Genomic DNA, 15,282 nt, shown 5'->3' with positions numbered 1-15,282 from the left:
GACCGTCAGGCCGCCTTGTCCGACAGCGCCGGATAATCGGTGTAGCCCTTCTCGTCGCCGCCATAGAACAGCGACGGCTCGGGTGCGTTCAGCGGCGCGTCGCGCCGCAGCCGCTCGACGAGATCCGGATTGGCGATGAACAGCCGCCCGAAGGCGACCGCATCGACGCGCCCGCTCTCGACCGCCTCGATCGCCGAGGCGCGGTCGAAGCCGTTATTGGCGATATAGGCGCCGCGGAAGGCCTTGCGCAGCGCGTCGTAGTCGAAGGGCAGGAAGTCGCGCGGCCCGCCGGTCGCCCCCTCGATGACGTGGATGAAGGCGAGCCCCGCCGCGTCCAGCCTGGCGACGAGATGGTCGAACAGCGGCTGCGGGTTGCTGTCGCGCGCATCGTTGGCGGGGGTGACGGGGGACAGGCGGATGCCGACGCGGCCCTTGCCGAACACCTTCACCACCGCCTCGACCACCTCGAGCGTCAGCCGCACGCGGTTCTCGATCGAGCCGCCATAGGCGTCATCGCGCGTATTGGTGCCGTCGCGCAGGAACTGGTCGAGCAGATAGCCGTTGGCAGCATGGATCTCGATGCCGTCGAAGCCGGCGGCCTTGGCGTTCTCGGCGGCCTTCGCATAGTCGGCGACGATCCCCGGCAGTTCCTCCAGCGAGAGCGCCCGCGGCGCCGAGACGTCGACGAAGCCGCTCTCGACATAGGTCTTGCCCTTGGCGGGAATGGCGGAGGGCGCGACCGGCGCCTGCCCGCCCGGCTGCAGCGAGACATGGCTGATGCGGCCGACATGCCAGAGCTGGGCGATGATCTTGCCGCCTTCGGCATGGACAGCGTCGGTCACGGCCTTCCAGCCGACGACCTGCTCTGCCGTGTACATGCCGGGCGTCCAGACATAGCCCTGGCCCTGCTGCGAGATCTGCGTCGCCTCGGAGATGATCAGCCCGGCGCCGGCGCGCTGGCGATAATACTCGACATTGAGCGCGTTGGGCGCATCATTGCCGTGGGTCGCGCGGTTGCGCGTCAGCGGCGCCATGACGACGCGGTTGGAAAGCTCGATGTCGCCGAGGCGCAGCGGCGAGAACAGCTTCGGGCTGGACGGATCGGATCGGGTCATGGGGGTGGTCCTCGGAGGGGCCGCGATGCGGCCGAAGGGAAGCATGGTCTTGACGGCCGGCGCGGACGTGGCCGCGGGCCGGGCCGTCGGACGCCCTCAAGATAGGTGCTGCAATGCAGCATGACAGGGCCGGGACATCAGGCTTTCGTGAACAGGACGAGTCCCTCGTCCCCGATCCCGACCTCGACGCAGATCGTCTCCCGATCGCCGTCGAAACGAAGCAAACCATCTCCGACCGGCTGCTGTCCCACACGCTTCGCCCGGCCGCGGGCTGGTTCGGGGCCGGTCTGCGGGCCGCGATAGACATCGTCTACCCGCCGTCCTGCATCGCCTGCCAGGCCGCGACGGGCGAGGCGCAGGCGCTCTGCCCGACCTGCTGGGGCGAGATGCGCTTCATCGAGCGCCCCTATTGCGAGCGTCTGGGCACGCCCTTCGCCGTCGATCTCGGGGAAGGGCTGGTCTCGCCCGCCGCCATCGCCGATCCGCCGGTGTTCGCCCGCGCCCGCGCCGTCTGCCGCTTCGACGGCACCGCCCGCGAACTCGTCCACCGGCTGAAATATGGCGACCGGACCGATCTGGCCCTGACGATGGGGCGGATGATGCTCCAGGCCGGGCGCGAACTGCTGCCCGACGCCGATGTGATCGTGCCGGTGCCGCTGCACCGGTTCCGGCTCTGGACCCGGCGCTTCAACCAGGCAGTGGCGCTGGCACAGGTGGTCTCGCGCGGATCGGCTGTGGCGCTTGCGCCGCTCGCTCTGACGCGGGTCAAGCGCACGCGCCAGCAGGTCGGGCTGACGCGGGCCCAGCGGGCCGACAATCTGCAGGGGGCTTTCAGGGTCCTGCCGGCGGCCCGCCCGCAGATCGAGGGCCGCCGCGTGCTGCTGGTCGACGACGTCCTGACCACAGGCGCAACCGGCAATGCGGCGGCGCGGGCGCTGCTGCGGGGTGGGGCGCGCACGGTCGACATCCTGACCTTCGCGCGCGTGGTCTCGGACGGCATCTGACCGGCCGTTTCGCCCCGTGACGAATGCATGACGAGCCCCTACATTGGGTGTAGCCACAACCCGATGGATTTTCGCGATGCCTGCGGTCACGATCTACACCACCTCCTGGTGCCCCTATTGCAAGGCGGCCACATCGCTGCTGACTAAGAAAGGCGTGGCCTTCGACGAGATCGACGTCGACGGCAAGCCGGAGCTGCGCCAGGCGATGACCACCCGGGCCGGCGGCCGCACCTCGGTCCCGCAGATCTTCATCGGCGACAAGCATGTTGGCGGCTCCGACGACATCCACGCCCTCGACGCGCGCGGCGAACTCGACAAGCTGCTGGCCGCGTGAGCGCCGCTCCGTTCAAGAACACCGAGACCGGCCGCTCCGGCCGGTCGCCTGCCGTCACGCCATGATCAAATACGCCCTCATCTGCGACCAGGCCCACGACTTCGAGAGCTGGTTTGCCACCTCCGCCAGCTTCGAGGAACAGGCCAAGCGCGGCTTCGTCTCCTGCCCTGTCTGCAACAGCATCAAGGTCGAGCGCGCGATCATGGCCCCCCATGTCGCCCGCACCGACCGTAGCAAGCCTATGATCGAGGCTCCGCCCCCGTCGGCCGCCCCGGCGGTCGCCGCGGCCGCGCCCGAGGTCGCGCCCGTCGCGCTGATGGGCGAGAAGGAGATCGCGCTCCGCCAGATGCTCGCGGAACTGCACCGGCAGGTCGCGGAGAATGCCGAGCATGTCGGCAAGCGCTTCGCGGAAGAGGCGCTGAAGATCCATCACGGCGAGAGCGACAGCCGCGCCATCTATGGCGAGGCCAGCCTGGAGGATGCCCGCATGCTGCATGAGGAAGGCGTCGAGTTCCTGCCGCTGCCGCGCCTGCCCGATACCGGGCATTGACATCGACATGATCAGCCTGCGCAACGACGCTCTCGCCGTCGAGATCACCCCGCTGGGGGCGGAACTGCAGTCCGTCAGGGATGGACAGGGCCGCGACTGGCTCTGGAGCGGCGATCCGGCGATCTGGGCCGGGCGCTCGCCGCTGCTTTTTCCGGTGATCGGCAAGCATCCCGGCGGGCAGGTGCTGATCAACGGGCAGCGCTACCCGATCCGGAGCCATGGCGTCGCCCGCACCGCCCGGTTCCAGAAGGTCGCGCAGGGCGCCATTTCCTGCACGCTGCGTCTGACCGACGACGAGGAGATACGCGCAGCCTATCCCTTCCCCTTCATTCTCGACATGACCTACCGGCTCGAGGGCGCCTCGCTCGCCGTGACGGCGCGGGTCGCGAATCCGGGCGAGGTCCCGATGCCCTTCTGCTTCGGCTATCACCCGGCCTTCCCCTGGCCGCTGCCGGACAGCGCCGGGCGACCCCACCGCATCCATCTCGCCAACGGCGCGAGCCCCCGCCATCAGCGGCTCGACGCGGATGGTCTGCGCGCACCCGACCTCCACGCCTCCGCCTTCGTCGACGGCGTGCTCACTCTCGATCACGGGCTTTTCGAGGCTGATGCACTGATCATTCCAGGGGGCGCGGGCAGCCAGGCCTGGTACGGGGCCGATGGTCGCCCCGGCATCGCGCTCGCCTTCGCGGACCTGCCGCAGCTCGGCATCTGGACCAAGCCGAGCGGCCCCTTCATCTGCATCGAGCCCTGGCACGGCCTGACCTCTCCCGCCGATCCCGACGAGCCGCTCGACCGGCGCGAGGGAGCGATCACACTCGGCCCGGCCGAGGAGCGCAGCTTTACCCTGACCGCGACATTCGGGGTCGAACGGCCCGTCTGAGCGGCCTTTGCCGCTCATCCGAAGGTCGCAAGCGACTTCTGCGTCCCTCTGGCGTTATTCTCGCCGCAGTGCAACATTGAGATTGCTCTGAAAAGAGGGTGGAACGGCATGAACGCGATCGACCCCCCCGCGGGCCGGGCCCCGCAGCGCGACAAGCCCTGGATCTTCCGCACCTATGCCGGCCATTCCGACGCCTCGGAATCCAACAGGCTCTACCGCAACAATCTCGCCAAGGGGCAGACGGGGCTCTCCGTCGCCTTCGACCTTCCGACGCAGACCGGCTACGACCCGGACCATGTCCTCTCCCGCGGCGAGGTCGGCAAGGTCGGCGTGCCCGTCAGCCATCTCGGCGACATGCGGGCGCTGTTCGACCAGATCCCGCTGTCGCAGATGAACACCTCGATGACGATCAACGCGACGGCCGCCTGGCTGCTCTCGCTCTACATCGCGGTGGCTGACGAGCAGGGCGCCGACCGCAAGGCGCTGCAGGGCACGACGCAGAACGACGTCGTCAAGGAATACCTCTCGCGCGGAACCTACGTCTTTCCGCCGCGCCCCTCGATGCGCCTGACGACCGACATCGTCGTGTTCACGGCCCGCGAGATGCCGAAATGGAACCCGACGAATGTCTGCTCCTATCATCTGCAGGAGGCCGGCGCCTCGCCGGTGCAGGAACTCTCCTTCGCACTCGCGACCGCGATCGCGCTGCTGGATTCGATCAGGGCCCGGCCCGAAGTGTCGCCAGAGGAGTTTCCCGAACTCGTCGGCCGCATCTCCTTCTTCGTCAATGCCGGGATGCGCTTCGTCACCGAGCTCTGCAAGATGCGGGCGTTCGTCGAGCTCTGGGACGAGATCACGCTCGGCCGCTACGGCGTCGCCGACGAAGCGATGCGCCGCTTCCGCTATGGCGTGCAGGTCAACTCGCTGGGGCTGACCGAGCCGCAGCCCGAGAACAACGTCTACCGCATCCTGATCGAGATGCTGGCGGTGACGCTCTCGAAGAAGGCGCGCGCGCGTGCCGTTCAGTTGCCGGCCTGGAATGAGGCGCTCGGCCTGCCGCGCCCCTTCGACCAGCAATGGTCGCTGCGCATGCAGCAGGTGCTGGCCTATGAGACCGACCTGCTCGAATTCGGCGACATCTTCGACGGCTCGACCGTGATCGACGCCAAGGTCGCCGACCTCAAGGCGGCGGCGCTGGCCGAACTGGCGACGATCGACGCCATGGGCGGGGCGCTCGCCGCCATCGAGACCGGCTACATGAAGCAGGCGCTGGTCGAGAACGGCGCGCGCCGGATCGAGGCGATCGAGCGCGGCGAGCAGATCGTTATCGGCGTCAACAAATTCACCAACAGCGAACCCTCTCCTCTGTCGGCCGGTGAGGGCAGCGTCGTGACGGTTCCCGACTCCGTCGAGCTCGAAGCGATCGGCCGGCTCAAGGCCTGGCGCTCGGCCCGGGAGGCCAGGGCTGCGCGAGCGGCACTGGCAGAACTCTCGGCTGCGGCGAAGGAGGAGCGCAACGTCATGCCCGCCTCGATCGCCTGCGCCAAGGCCGGCGTCACCACCGGCGAATGGGCCCAGACCCTACGCGAGATCTTCGGCGAATACCGTGCCCCCACCGGCGTCGACACGACGAAGCTCGGCAGCAATGACGGGCTCGCCACCGTCAAGGCCGCGGTCGCCCGCGCCACCGAGAAGCTCGGCCGCACGCCGCGCTTCCTCGTCGGCAAGCCAGGGCTGGACGGGCATTCCAACGGCGCCGAGCAGATCGCGGTGCGCGCCCGCGATGCCGGCATGGCGGTGAGCTATGGCGGCATCCGCCAGACGCCCGAGGAGATCGTGGCGCAGGCGAAGGAAACCGAGGCCGACATCATCGGGCTGTCGATCCTGTCGGGCTCGCATCTGCCGCTGGTGCGCGACGTCACCGCCCGGCTGCGCGTCGCCGGCATGGAGGTGCCGGTCGTGGTCGGCGGGATCATCCCGCCCGAGGACGAGAACGCGCTGCGCAATATGGGGGTGGCCGCGGTCTACACGCCGAAGAACTTCGAGCTCGACGGCATCATCGCCGATGTTGCGGGGCTCGCGGCGAGGGAGCGGCCCTGACCGTGTCGCGTCCCTCAATCGCCGCCGCCGCCATCCCCGCCTCCGTCGCCATCGCTCGAGCACCAGCCGCCGCCTCCGTCGCCGCTCGTCGAGGCCTCTCCCGAACCTTTTGCGCGGCGAACCATCACAATGACGACAATCAGCGGAATGGCCATGATGGCCAGGACAGCGGCGGCATCCTGCATTGATCGGCCTCGTTGCGCCGGGCAACCCGGACTTACCTTACGTCGCAGCCTGCCACGACCCTGCATGGATGGCGAGGCAGCCTCCCGCTCGCTGGCGGTGACAATGCCGCGCTTCCTGCCTATTTTGGCGCCTTCCCCCGGACCACAGCCTTGATCCTCCCCGACCATCGCGACCATCAGGCGCTGCGCCGCGCATTCCGCTGGCAGATCCCGTCCCGCTACAATATTGCGACCGAGGTCTGCGACCGCTGGGCGGCGCTGGACCCTGGCCGCACGGCGATCATTGAGGTTTCGCGCGACTGGAGGGTCACGCCGGTCAGTTTCGGCGAATTGCGGGAGGCGTCCGACCGGCTGGCGGACGGGCTGAGCCGGCGCGGCGTGCAGGCCGGCGACCGTATCGCGATCCTCCTGCCGCAGGGCGGCTGCGTCCTGACCGCGCATCTGGCCGCCTATAAATTAGGCGCTATTGCCGTGCCTCTGGCCGCCCTCTTCGGGGTGGATGCCCTGGCCTACCGGCTGCTGGATTCCGGCACCAAGGTCCTGATCACCGACGCGCCGGGGCTCGCCAAGGTCCGCCAGATCGCGCAGCCTTTGCCCGACCTCATGCTGACGGTCTCTGTCGACGGTGCCGATGGCGACGCGCTCGGCTGGGACTCCCTGATCGCGAATGCGGATCCCGGCTTCGCGACCGTCGCGACCGGCCCGGACGATCCGGCCCTGATGATCTACACCTCCGGAACGACCGGGAACCCCAAGGGCGCGCTGCACGGCCACCGTGTCCTCGCCGGCCATCTGCCGGGCGTGCAGATGCCGCATGAATTCCTGCCGCAGCAAGGTGATCTCGCCTGGACGCCGGCAGACTGGGCCTGGGCCGGCGGCCTGCTCAACATGCTGCTGCCGGCGCTGCATTTCGGCGTCGCTGTCGTGGCGCGGCCGGTGACGCGCTTCGAGCCGCAGGAGGCCTTCCGCCTGATGGCCGATCTCGGCATCCGCAACGCCTTCGTGCCGCCTACCGCCCTGCGGATGCTGCGCAGCGTCGAACGTCCGCGCGAGCGTTTCGCCCTGCGGCTGCGCACGGTTGCCGCCGCCGGCGAGGCGCTCGGCGCGGAGACGCTGGCCTGGGGCCATGAAGCGCTGGGGCTGACCATCAACGAGGCCTATGGGCAGACCGAATGCAACCTCGTGCTGGCCTCCTGCGCCGCCATCGGCGTCAGCCGTCCGGGCTGCATCGGCAAGGCGGTGCCGGGGCATGAAGTGGCGATCATCCGGCCCGACGGGTCGGTCTGCCCGCCCAACGAGCAGGGCGAGATCGCGGTGCGCCGGCCCGACCCGGTGATGTTCCTGGGCTATTGGGGCAACGAGGCGGCGACGAAAGCCAAATTCGTCGGCGACTGGATGAAGACCGGCGACCAAGCGGTGCAGGACGCGGATGGCTATGTCCGCTTCGTCGGCCGCGACGACGACGTCATCACCTCCTCGGGCTATCGCATCGGCCCCAGCGAGATCGAGGATTGCCTGCTGCGGCATGATGCGGTGGCTCTCGCCGCCGTCGTCGGCAAGCCGGACCCGCTGCGCACCGAGATCGTCAAGGCCTTCGTCGTGCTGAGGGAGGGATTGCGCGGCACGCCCGAGCTCGCTGCCGAGCTGCAGGATTTCGTTCGCCGCCGGCTCTCGGCCCATGAATATCCGCGCGAGATCGCCTTCCGCGACGAATTGCCGATGACGACCACCGGCAAGATCGTCAGGCGGCTCCTGCGCGCGGAGGCTTGATGCCGGAACGCCCCATCAGGGGAAGCTGCGTCAGCGAACGCCGGATCGCGTCCCGCGCGCGGCCGGCGAGGTCACGCGGTGTTGCCGCGCCGCCTTTCGCCAGATGCAGATCGGCGGTCGAGATACCGCCACTGCCCTCCATGGCCAGGTCGGGCGGGAGGAGGAGCCGTCGCGCCGGCAGAGCGCGCTGCATTGCCGCCATCAGCCGCGGTAGCGGTTGCCGATCCGCCGCAGCCTCGTCCCTGACGCCGAGATAAAGCCAGTGGCCAGCGCCGCGGCCGATCAGGATCGCGCCAGCGAGAGGCTGCTCGTCGCGCATCAGCAGCCCCACGCGGCATTGGCGGGAGCGGACGAGGTTGCGCGTCATGGCACGCAGGAACCCGACCTCGCGTGTGTCGTGCAGCGTCGCGACGCCGGTCCGTCCGCGCGGCCCCGAGGCCTCCATCGCCAGGATGATCTCGATCGCATCGCGAAGAGCGGCCTGCGAACGCGGTTCGAACAGCTTTAGCGCCTCCGCCCCCTTAGACAGTGCGGAAGCCGAGGCCGCAGCGCTCGGGGCAGCGCCGGACGGCCTGAGAAGCCTCAAGGACAGAGCCCCGGGCGGGCCGTTCTCGGCGAGATCTCGAAGGGTTGCGGTCAGCGGCCCCTCCCGATCGATGGCACGCAGCACGAGCCCCTTCCCATCGATCAGATGCTGCCGGCACGGAGCGAGAAGGGCCTCGATCACTGCCGCGGCTCGCTGCTGATCGAGCAGCGGCGCTCCCGAGGCGATTCGGCGATCGCCGAGGCCGATCAGCGTGTCAGGCAAGAAGAAGCCCTGCCGCGGAAAAACCGGGACGAAGCCGAGGAGGCGACGCTGGGGAGTCTGCGATGCGCCCTGCCAGGCCAGGAGCACAACGATGTCGCGAAAGGCGACCAGATGCTGGGCCGCGGGCAGCAGGAAGCCCGGATCGAAAAACGGGTTCGGCTCCAGCGCGCGTCCAGCCAGATGGGCCCAGGCCCCCGCGATCTCGCCGCAGGCCGCCAGCGGCCGGGCTTCGAGAATGACGGGCTGCTCCGGCTGATGCGGCGCCACCGACCCCGCACGGCTCTCCGCGCCTATCGAGGACGCGCCCTTCAACGCCATGACCCGATCCATGCGATCCTGCCTCCGCCGCGCTGGATCGATCTGGGGCGGGGCTGTGCCGAAACGGCAATTTTCAGCCCGGCCGCGACCGATCGGGAGGTTCGCTTCAAGATCGGGGCCGCAGCCCGCGGGTCAGGCGCTGGCTGCGGTCCCGACTTGCGCAGCCTGGCCGAGGAAAGCGGCCCAAAGCCGCTGCACCACGCTCTCCTCGATGTCCTTGACGATCAGCACGAGGCGCGAGCGGCGGTCTGCGTCCGGCCAGGCTTCGAGGATCACCGGCGGATGCAGGATTTGCTGCACGGCATGCAGCAGCAGCGGCTGGTCGGGATGCTCGGCGACCTGCACCAGCCCCTTCATGCGCAGGAGCTTCGGCCCATGGACGGAGCGCAGCAGTGTCCAGAACAGATCGACCGTCGTCTGCTGTATCGGCCTGTCCGCCGTCAGCGCGAAGGCGCGGATGCTGCCGTCGTGCCGGTTGACGTCGTGGTGATGGTGGCCGTGATGGCCGTGATCTTGATCATGACCGTGATGGTCATGATCATGATGCCCATGTTCGTGCTCGCCATGATCGTGACCATGCTGCGGCCGCTCGCCCGGCAGGGTTTCGCGCGCCAGCCACTGGCCGATCTCGGCCGGGCGCAGCGCCAGATCATAGAGGCCGGCGCCAAAGAGCGAACTCGCCGCAGCCTGCGGGCCGAGCACGGCGACGCCGGGGTTGAGCAGCGCCAGGCGCTGGCGCAGCGGCGCCAGCGCCGCGGGGCCGTCCACGAGGTCAGCCTTGGTCAGCACGAGGCGGTCGGCCGCGACGACCTGCTTGCGCGCCTCCTCATGAGCGTCCAGCGTCGCCATGCCGTTGACGGCATCGACCAGCGTCACCACGCCGTCGAGCCGGAAGCGCATCGCGAGATAGGGGTGGTTGATCAGCACGTTCAGGATCGGCGCGGGGTCGGCCAGTCCCGTGGTCTCGATGACGACGCGCGTGAACGGCCCGATGCGGCGATTGTCGCGACGGCGCAGCAGATCCTCCATGGTGACGATCAGGTCGTCCCGGATCGTGCAGCACAGGCAGCCGGAATCGAGCAGGATCATGCCGTCCTCGACGCCCTGGATCAGCAGATGGTCGAGACCGACCTCGCCGAACTCGTTGACGATGACGACCGTCTGGGCGAGCGCGGGATCCTTCAGCAGACGGTTGAGCAGGGTCGTCTTGCCCGAGCCCAGGAAGCCGGTGAGCAGGGTCAGCGGCAGCGGCACGGGACGGTCTTGCGAAACGGACATGACGACGGCACTTGCCTCGGACGGGGGGTTAAGCCGGCGCTGTCTGGCGCCGTATATGTTCTAATGTTACATTAATGACCAGCGTGACGACCACAAGGGCACAGCCGAGATATTGCAGCGGCCCCAGCCGCTCGCCGAGCACAACCGCCGCGATCAGCACCGCGCAGACCGGCTCGGCGCAGAAAGCAAGCCCGGCCGCGCCGGGCGAGATCCGCGTCATCGCCATGACCTGCAGCAGGAAGCCGATCAGATACCCGCCGATCGTCACCGCGGCCGCCAGCGGCGCCAGGGCGAAGGCGGCCGGCGACTGGAAGCCGCCGGTGACGACGAGGATCAGCGCCGTCACCGGCAGGATCAGCAGATGCGACCAGAACAGCCGGGCCGTCAGCGGCGTCTGCATGAGAGCCGCGCCAGCGAAGAACTGGGTGGCGGCACCGAGGCTGGCGAGCAGCGCCAGCACCAGTCCGCGCGGATCCAGCCCGTGGAAATCCGGGCCCACCACCAGCGCGACGCCGATAAAAGCCGCCAGCGCCGCGAGCAGACGTTCAGGGCGGAAGGGGATGCGCGTGACGAAAGGCTCGGCGAGCACGATCAGCACCGGATAGGTGAAGAACACCACGGCTGCGACCGTGACCGGCAGGAAGGCGACGGAAGAGAGATAGGCCGAACCGACCAGCGCGCTCATCACCCCGAAGAGCAGGAGCGCGCGCCGCTCGGAGCGCGGCACGGCGAGCGAGGAGCGCCAGATCAGCAGCGCCAGCCCGACCAGGGCGAGCATGATGAAGACACGGTAGAAGACCAGCAGCGGCCCGCTCAACCCGGCCTGGCCGGCGATCTGCGCACTGACGATGTTGGTGCCATAGGCGGCCGCCGCCGTCAGCGCCATCGCCATGCCCTGCCGCCGGACGGATTCGGCCCCCTCGGCGTTCAAGACGTCATGCTCAGGCGTCGTCGTTCGGCTTCGCCTTGGGCTTGACCGGAGGCTTGGCGGGCTGCGGCTTGGCGGCGGCCTGGGCGGGCTTGGCCGATCCGGGCTTCGCAGCCGCCTTGGCAGGAGCGGCCTTGGACGAAGGCTTCACCAAGAGCGGCTTGGCGGGCGGGCGCGGCAGCGGCTTGATGCCGGAGGCGGCCCCCGCGCGCAGGCTCGCAGGCGCGGCCGCGCCGGGCTGGATCGCACCCTGCAGGCGCAGAGGGCCACCGGCGCCGGAGGGCTGCGCCGTTTCCGGATCGCTCGGCGCGAAGGCCGTGGTCGAGCCCGGAATCGCGCCGTTGCTCGAGGGCGTGCGGCCGCGATCGGCAAAGAGTCCGCTGCCCTGGGCTCCGAAGAGCCCGGCCGCGACCGGCGCCGAAGGGGCGATCACCGGCGCCGTACCGCGCGCGACGCGGCTGTCGCCGCTGCCCGCGACATTGGCCGCGATCGGCGCGTTGGCCGAGGCCGACGTGCGGCCGAAGGCGACCGGAACGGGAATGGTCTCGGCCCGCGGGCCGAGCGAGATCTTTCCGGAAGGAAGGCGCGTCAATACCGACGAAGGGCTGGCATAGGCCGGCGCCGAGGCGGTGGCGAAGCGCCCCCCGTCATCGGCATTGCCGCCGATGCCGGCGGCCGGGACCGCGACCGGCCCGGAGGAATCGGCGTCGTCGGCGAGCGCGATCCCACCGCCCTTGCGGCGGACGTCGTCGCAGATGCTCTGCGCCCGGCCGCCCTGCGACGGCAGCGACGCGACGGTATAGCCCGCCCCGCCCCATTTGCCGAAGCCCTCGTCCAGGAGTTGCGCTGCCTTGACCGTGCGCTCGGCGCCTGAAAGCGCTCCCAGCACCACGGCAATCAGCGTGCGCCCGCCCCGGGTCGCGGTGGCGACGACGTTGAAGCCGGAGGCGCAGACATAGCCGGTCTTCATGCCGCCGACGCCGGGGTAGCGCCCCACCAGCCCGTTGGTGTTGTTCAGCACCTGCTTGCCGAGTTGGACGGCCGGCGTGTTCCAGTAATCCGCGTAGTCGGGAAATTCGCGCATCAACGCCATGGCGAGGATGGCGAGATCGCGCGCGCTGGTCTGCTGGTCGGGATGATGCCAACCATTGGGGTTGACGAAATGGCTGTCGCGCATGCCCAGCCGCGCGGCTTCCGCGTTCATCATGGCCACGAAGCGCTCGACATCGCCGCCGACGCCCTCGGCGATCACATAGGCGATGTCGTTGGCCGACTTCACCATCATGATCCGCAGGGCGTTGTCGAGCGTGACCTCCTGGCCGGCCTTGATGTAGACCTTCACCCGCGGTTGGCTCGCCGCCAGCTTGGAGGCCGGGATCGCGGTTTCGAGGCCGAGGCGTCCCTCCCGCACCGCCTTCAGCGCGAGATAAGCCGTCATCATCTTGGTGGTCGAGGCCGGGTGCCAGGGCTGGCCGGCATTCTCGGCCGAGAGCACCGAGCCGCTGGCGGCATCGATCACGAGGCTGGTGCCGGCATGGGCCGGTCCGACCAGCACGGAACCGAAGACGAGAGCGGCGGTGAAGCGGGAGACGATCATCGGGCGGGTCTTGAACCTGGCTTGACGAGGGCTGAAGGCAAGGGGGTTCAACGCGACGCGTGCGGCATTTTCGAGACGGCCGGCACGAAGTCCCGCCCTGGCACGCATACCTACCCCCAGCGGAGCGATTTGCCTAGTCGCCGCCGAGGGTTCACAAGCGGGAAGCCCCCTCGATCGCCCGGATTGCAGCGTGAGCTTCGCCCTTCTCTGGATTCCCGCGACCATCGCGGCCTCGCTGCTGCAGACTGCCCGCAATCTCACCCAGCGCTCGCTGACCGAGATCATCGGCGTCGTCGGCGCGACGCAGGTGCGCTTCCTCTTCGGCCTGCCCTTCGCGCTGCTTTTTCTGGCCATCGTCTGCGCCGCGGCGGGGCGGCTGCCGCCTGACGTCGGCGCGACGTCCTTCGCCTACACCATAGCAGGTGCCCTCACCCAGATCGCGGCCACCGCCCTGATGCTGGCGGCGATGCGTGAGCGCTCCTTCGCCGTGACCACCGCCTATACCAAGACGGAGCCCGTCCAGGTCGCGATCTTCGGCGCCCTGTTGCTGGGCGATGCGCTGACGCCGCTGAAGTTCGCCGCGATCCTGATCGCCACCGCCGGTGTCGTGGTGGTGAGCTGGAAGCCGGGCGAGAAGCTGACCCGTGCCGGGTTGCGACCCGCCCTTCTCGGTGTCGGCGCCGGGGCCTTCTTCGCCTTCTCGGCGATCGGCTATCGCGGCGCGATCCAAGCCCTGCCGGAGGGTGGCTTCTTCATCAGGGCCACGACCATCCTCGCCCTCGGACTGTTCCTCCAGACCTTGGCCCTGACGCTCTACATGCTGGCGGCGAACCGCCCGGCCCTGATCTCCAGCCTGCGCAACTGGCGGAAGTCGCTTTCCGCCGGCTTTCTCGGCGCGGCCGCCTCGCAATGCTGGTTCATCGGCTTCTCGCTGACGAGCGCCGCCAATGTCCGCACGCTCGCCCTGATCGAAGTGCCGCTGGCGCAGATCGCCTCGCGGCGGATCTTCGCCGAAGGCACCAGCCGGCGCGAGATGGCCGGCATGGCGATGATCGTCGGCGGTGTCGGACTGCTGCTGTCCATCGCCCTGTAGCTGTCCCCGTTCCGCATCGTGGTCCCTCTTTCCATGCACGCCGGAAATGCATGCGTGCCCGCTTGCGAGGCGCGGGCGGTGGGCGCACATGAGACATCAAAGCCGGTCAACGCCTGAAGAATGTCGGCAGGGAGAGATGTGATGAGCGCTGCGATCGTCGGTTGGGCCCATACGCCGTTCGGCAAGCAGGATGCGGAGACGATCGAGAGCCTGATCGTTCGGGTGACGACTGACGCACTCGTCGATGCCGGCATCACCGCCGACCAGGTCGACGAGATCGTCCTCGGCCATTTCAACGCCGGCTTTTCGGCGCAGGACTTCACCGCCTCGCTCGTGCTCCAGGCCGATCCGGCGCTGCGCTTCAAGCCCGCGACCCGGGTCGAGAACGCCTGCGCCACCGGCTCCGCAGCGGTCCAGCAGGGCGTGCGCGCGATCAAAGCCGGCGCGGCCAAGATCGTGCTCGTCGTCGGCGTCGAGCAGATGACCACGACGCCCGGCCCCGAGATCGGCAAGAACCTGCTGAAGGCCTCCTATCTTCCCGAGGAAGGCGCCACGCAGGGTGGCTTTGCCGGTGTGTTCGGCGGCATCGCGGCCGCCTATTTCCAGCGCCATGGCGACCAGTCCGACGCGCTGGCGATGATCGCGGCGAAAAATCACAAGAACGGCGTCGACAATCCTTACGCCCAGATGCGCAAGGATCTCGGCTTCGCCTTCTGTCGCGAGGAGGGCGAGAAGAACCCCTATGTCGCAGGTCCTCTGAAGCGCACCGACTGCTCACTGGTCTCCGACGGGGCGGCAGCGCTCGTGCTGGCCGACGAGGAGACCGCGCTGACCATGCGCCGCGCCGTCGGCTTCCGCGGCACGGCCCATGTCCAGGACTTCCTGCCGGTCTCGAAGCGCGACATCCTGCGCTTCGAGGGCGCGACGCGCGCCTGGCAGCAGGCCCTGGCGCAGGCCGGGGTGACACTCGACGACCTCTCCTTCGTCGAGACGCATGACTGCTTCACCATCGCCGAACTGCTGGAATACGAGGCCATGGGGCTGACAAAGGAAGGCGACGGCGCCCGCGCCATCAAGGAAGGCTGGACGCAGAAGGACGGCAAGCTGCCGGTCAACGTTTCCGGTGGCCTGAAGGCCAAGGGCCACCCGATCGGCGCCACCGGTGTGTCGATGCATGTGCTCAGCGCGATGCAGCTCGTCGGCGAAGCCCCGGAGGGCATGCAGCTGAAGGATGCGCGCCTCGGCGGCATCTTCAACATGGGCGGTTCGGCTGTGGCGAACTACGTCTCGGTGCTCGAGCGGATCAAGTGATCCACTCG

At 69.0% G+C, this 15,282-nt stretch carries 14 protein-coding genes; 8 read left to right on the top strand and 6 right to left on the bottom strand.

The window, feature by feature from the left end; all coding sequences use genetic code 11:
• Positions 1-5: 5 nt before the first annotated feature.
• Positions 6-1,115: an alkene reductase gene (locus tag Q8M82_RS19910; protein ID WP_305693032.1), complete on the bottom strand. Its 1,110-nt coding sequence runs from the start codon at positions 1,113-1,115 to the stop codon at positions 6-8.
• Positions 1,116-1,228: 113 nt separating this feature from the next.
• Here Q8M82_RS19910 and Q8M82_RS19905 point away from each other — a divergent pair, with 113 nt between their 5' ends.
• The 5 genes from Q8M82_RS19905 to Q8M82_RS19885 all read left to right on the top strand — a co-directional run bounded on the left by Q8M82_RS19905 (position 1,229) and on the right by Q8M82_RS19885 (position 5,986).
• Positions 1,229-2,119 carry a ComF family protein gene (locus Q8M82_RS19905; protein ID WP_305693031.1) on the top strand — a complete coding sequence of 297 codons (891 nt, stop codon included), beginning with the start codon at positions 1,229-1,231 and terminating at the stop codon, positions 2,117-2,119.
• Positions 2,120-2,195: 76 nt separating this feature from the next.
• A complete protein-coding gene (gene grxC, locus Q8M82_RS19900) occupies positions 2,196-2,453 on the top strand; it encodes a glutaredoxin 3 (RefSeq protein WP_305693030.1) in 258 nt (85 codons plus the stop codon).
• Positions 2,454-2,514: 61 nt separating this feature from the next.
• Positions 2,515-3,003, top strand: a complete 489-nt coding sequence (locus tag Q8M82_RS19895) for a DUF1178 family protein (protein WP_305693029.1) — start codon at positions 2,515-2,517, stop codon at positions 3,001-3,003.
• 7 nt (positions 3,004-3,010) lie between these two features.
• The gene (locus Q8M82_RS19890) at positions 3,011-3,886 is read left to right on the top strand and encodes an aldose 1-epimerase family protein (protein WP_305693028.1); all 876 of its coding nucleotides are present in this window, start codon (positions 3,011-3,013) and stop codon (positions 3,884-3,886) included.
• 108 nt (positions 3,887-3,994) lie between these two features.
• Positions 3,995-5,986 carry a protein meaA gene (locus tag Q8M82_RS19885; protein ID WP_305693027.1) on the top strand — a complete coding sequence of 664 codons (1,992 nt, stop codon included), beginning with the start codon at positions 3,995-3,997 and terminating at the stop codon, positions 5,984-5,986.
• A 14-nt stretch (positions 5,987-6,000) separates the two neighbouring features.
• On the opposite strand, the gene Q8M82_RS19880 is transcribed toward Q8M82_RS19885, so the two are convergent.
• A complete protein-coding gene (locus Q8M82_RS19880) occupies positions 6,001-6,171 on the bottom strand; it encodes a hypothetical protein (protein ID WP_305693026.1) in 171 nt (56 codons plus the stop codon).
• Positions 6,172-6,324: 153 nt separating this feature from the next.
• Here Q8M82_RS19880 and Q8M82_RS19875 point away from each other — a divergent pair, with 153 nt between their 5' ends.
• Entirely contained in the window at positions 6,325-7,941 is a 1,617-nt protein-coding gene (locus Q8M82_RS19875; protein ID WP_305693033.1) for an AMP-binding protein, read from the top strand.
• Here Q8M82_RS19875 and Q8M82_RS19870 read toward each other — a convergent pair.
• The 4 genes from Q8M82_RS19870 to Q8M82_RS19855 all read right to left on the bottom strand — a co-directional run bounded on the left by Q8M82_RS19870 (position 7,913) and on the right by Q8M82_RS19855 (position 12,870).
• A complete protein-coding gene (locus Q8M82_RS19870; RefSeq protein WP_305693025.1) occupies positions 7,913-8,836 on the bottom strand; it encodes a GNAT family N-acetyltransferase in 924 nt (307 codons plus the stop codon). The genes Q8M82_RS19875 and Q8M82_RS19870 overlap by 29 nt on opposite strands.
• Before the next feature lie 363 nt (positions 8,837-9,199).
• Positions 9,200-10,345: a CobW family GTP-binding protein gene (locus Q8M82_RS19865; protein WP_305693024.1), complete on the bottom strand. Its 1,146-nt coding sequence runs from the start codon at positions 10,343-10,345 to the stop codon at positions 9,200-9,202.
• Positions 10,346-10,373: 28 nt separating this feature from the next.
• Complete coding sequence (locus Q8M82_RS19860) at positions 10,374-11,276, bottom strand: DMT family transporter (protein WP_305693023.1); 903 nt, start codon at positions 11,274-11,276, stop codon at positions 10,374-10,376.
• A gap of 10 nt (positions 11,277-11,286) precedes the next feature.
• On the bottom strand, positions 11,287-12,870 hold the full coding sequence (locus tag Q8M82_RS19855) for a serine hydrolase (RefSeq protein WP_305693022.1): 1,584 nt from the start codon (positions 12,868-12,870) through the stop codon (positions 11,287-11,289).
• Positions 12,871-13,060: 190 nt separating this feature from the next.
• Here Q8M82_RS19855 and Q8M82_RS19850 point away from each other — a divergent pair, with 190 nt between their 5' ends.
• Together Q8M82_RS19850 and Q8M82_RS19845 are read left to right on the top strand one after the other, a co-directional pair.
• Positions 13,061-13,963, top strand: coding sequence for a DMT family transporter (locus Q8M82_RS19850; protein WP_305693021.1), 903 nt, complete (start codon positions 13,061-13,063; stop codon positions 13,961-13,963).
• A gap of 141 nt (positions 13,964-14,104) precedes the next feature.
• The gene (locus Q8M82_RS19845; protein ID WP_305693020.1) at positions 14,105-15,274 is read left to right on the top strand and encodes an acetyl-CoA acetyltransferase; all 1,170 of its coding nucleotides are present in this window, start codon (positions 14,105-14,107) and stop codon (positions 15,272-15,274) included.
• Positions 15,275-15,282: the final 8 nt, after the last annotated feature.

The sequence above is a fragment of the Allobosea sp. genome (genome assembly GCF_030694325.1).
In the GTDB taxonomy this organism is placed as follows: domain Bacteria; phylum Pseudomonadota; class Alphaproteobacteria; order Rhizobiales; family Beijerinckiaceae; genus Allobosea.
The sequence above is the reverse complement of the archived record's forward strand: the minus strand, read 5'-3'. Positions and strand labels throughout refer to the sequence as shown.

Bases quoted from the DNA above. Each gene is read 5' to 3' on its own strand.
- Q8M82_RS19910 (WP_305693032.1), bottom strand. From the start codon at position 1,115: ATGACCCGATCCGATCCGTCCAGCCCGAAGCTGTTCTCGCCGCTGCGC.
- Q8M82_RS19905 (WP_305693031.1), top strand. From the start codon at position 1,229: ATGCAGCATGACAGGGCCGGGACATCAGGCTTTCGTGAACAGGACGAG.
- grxC (WP_305693030.1), top strand. From the start codon at position 2,196: ATGCCTGCGGTCACGATCTACACCACCTCCTGGTGCCCCTATTGCAAG.
- Q8M82_RS19895 (WP_305693029.1), top strand. From the start codon at position 2,515: ATGATCAAATACGCCCTCATCTGCGACCAGGCCCACGACTTCGAGAGC.
- Q8M82_RS19890 (WP_305693028.1), top strand. From the start codon at position 3,011: ATGATCAGCCTGCGCAACGACGCTCTCGCCGTCGAGATCACCCCGCTG.
- Q8M82_RS19885 (WP_305693027.1), top strand. From the start codon at position 3,995: ATGAACGCGATCGACCCCCCCGCGGGCCGGGCCCCGCAGCGCGACAAG.
- Q8M82_RS19880 (WP_305693026.1), bottom strand. From the start codon at position 6,171: ATGCAGGATGCCGCCGCTGTCCTGGCCATCATGGCCATTCCGCTGATT.
- Q8M82_RS19865 (WP_305693024.1), bottom strand. From the start codon at position 10,345: ATGTCCGTTTCGCAAGACCGTCCCGTGCCGCTGCCGCTGACCCTGCTC.
- Q8M82_RS19855 (WP_305693022.1), bottom strand. From the start codon at position 12,870: ATGATCGTCTCCCGCTTCACCGCCGCTCTCGTCTTCGGTTCCGTGCTG.
- Q8M82_RS19845 (WP_305693020.1), top strand. From the start codon at position 14,105: ATGAGCGCTGCGATCGTCGGTTGGGCCCATACGCCGTTCGGCAAGCAG.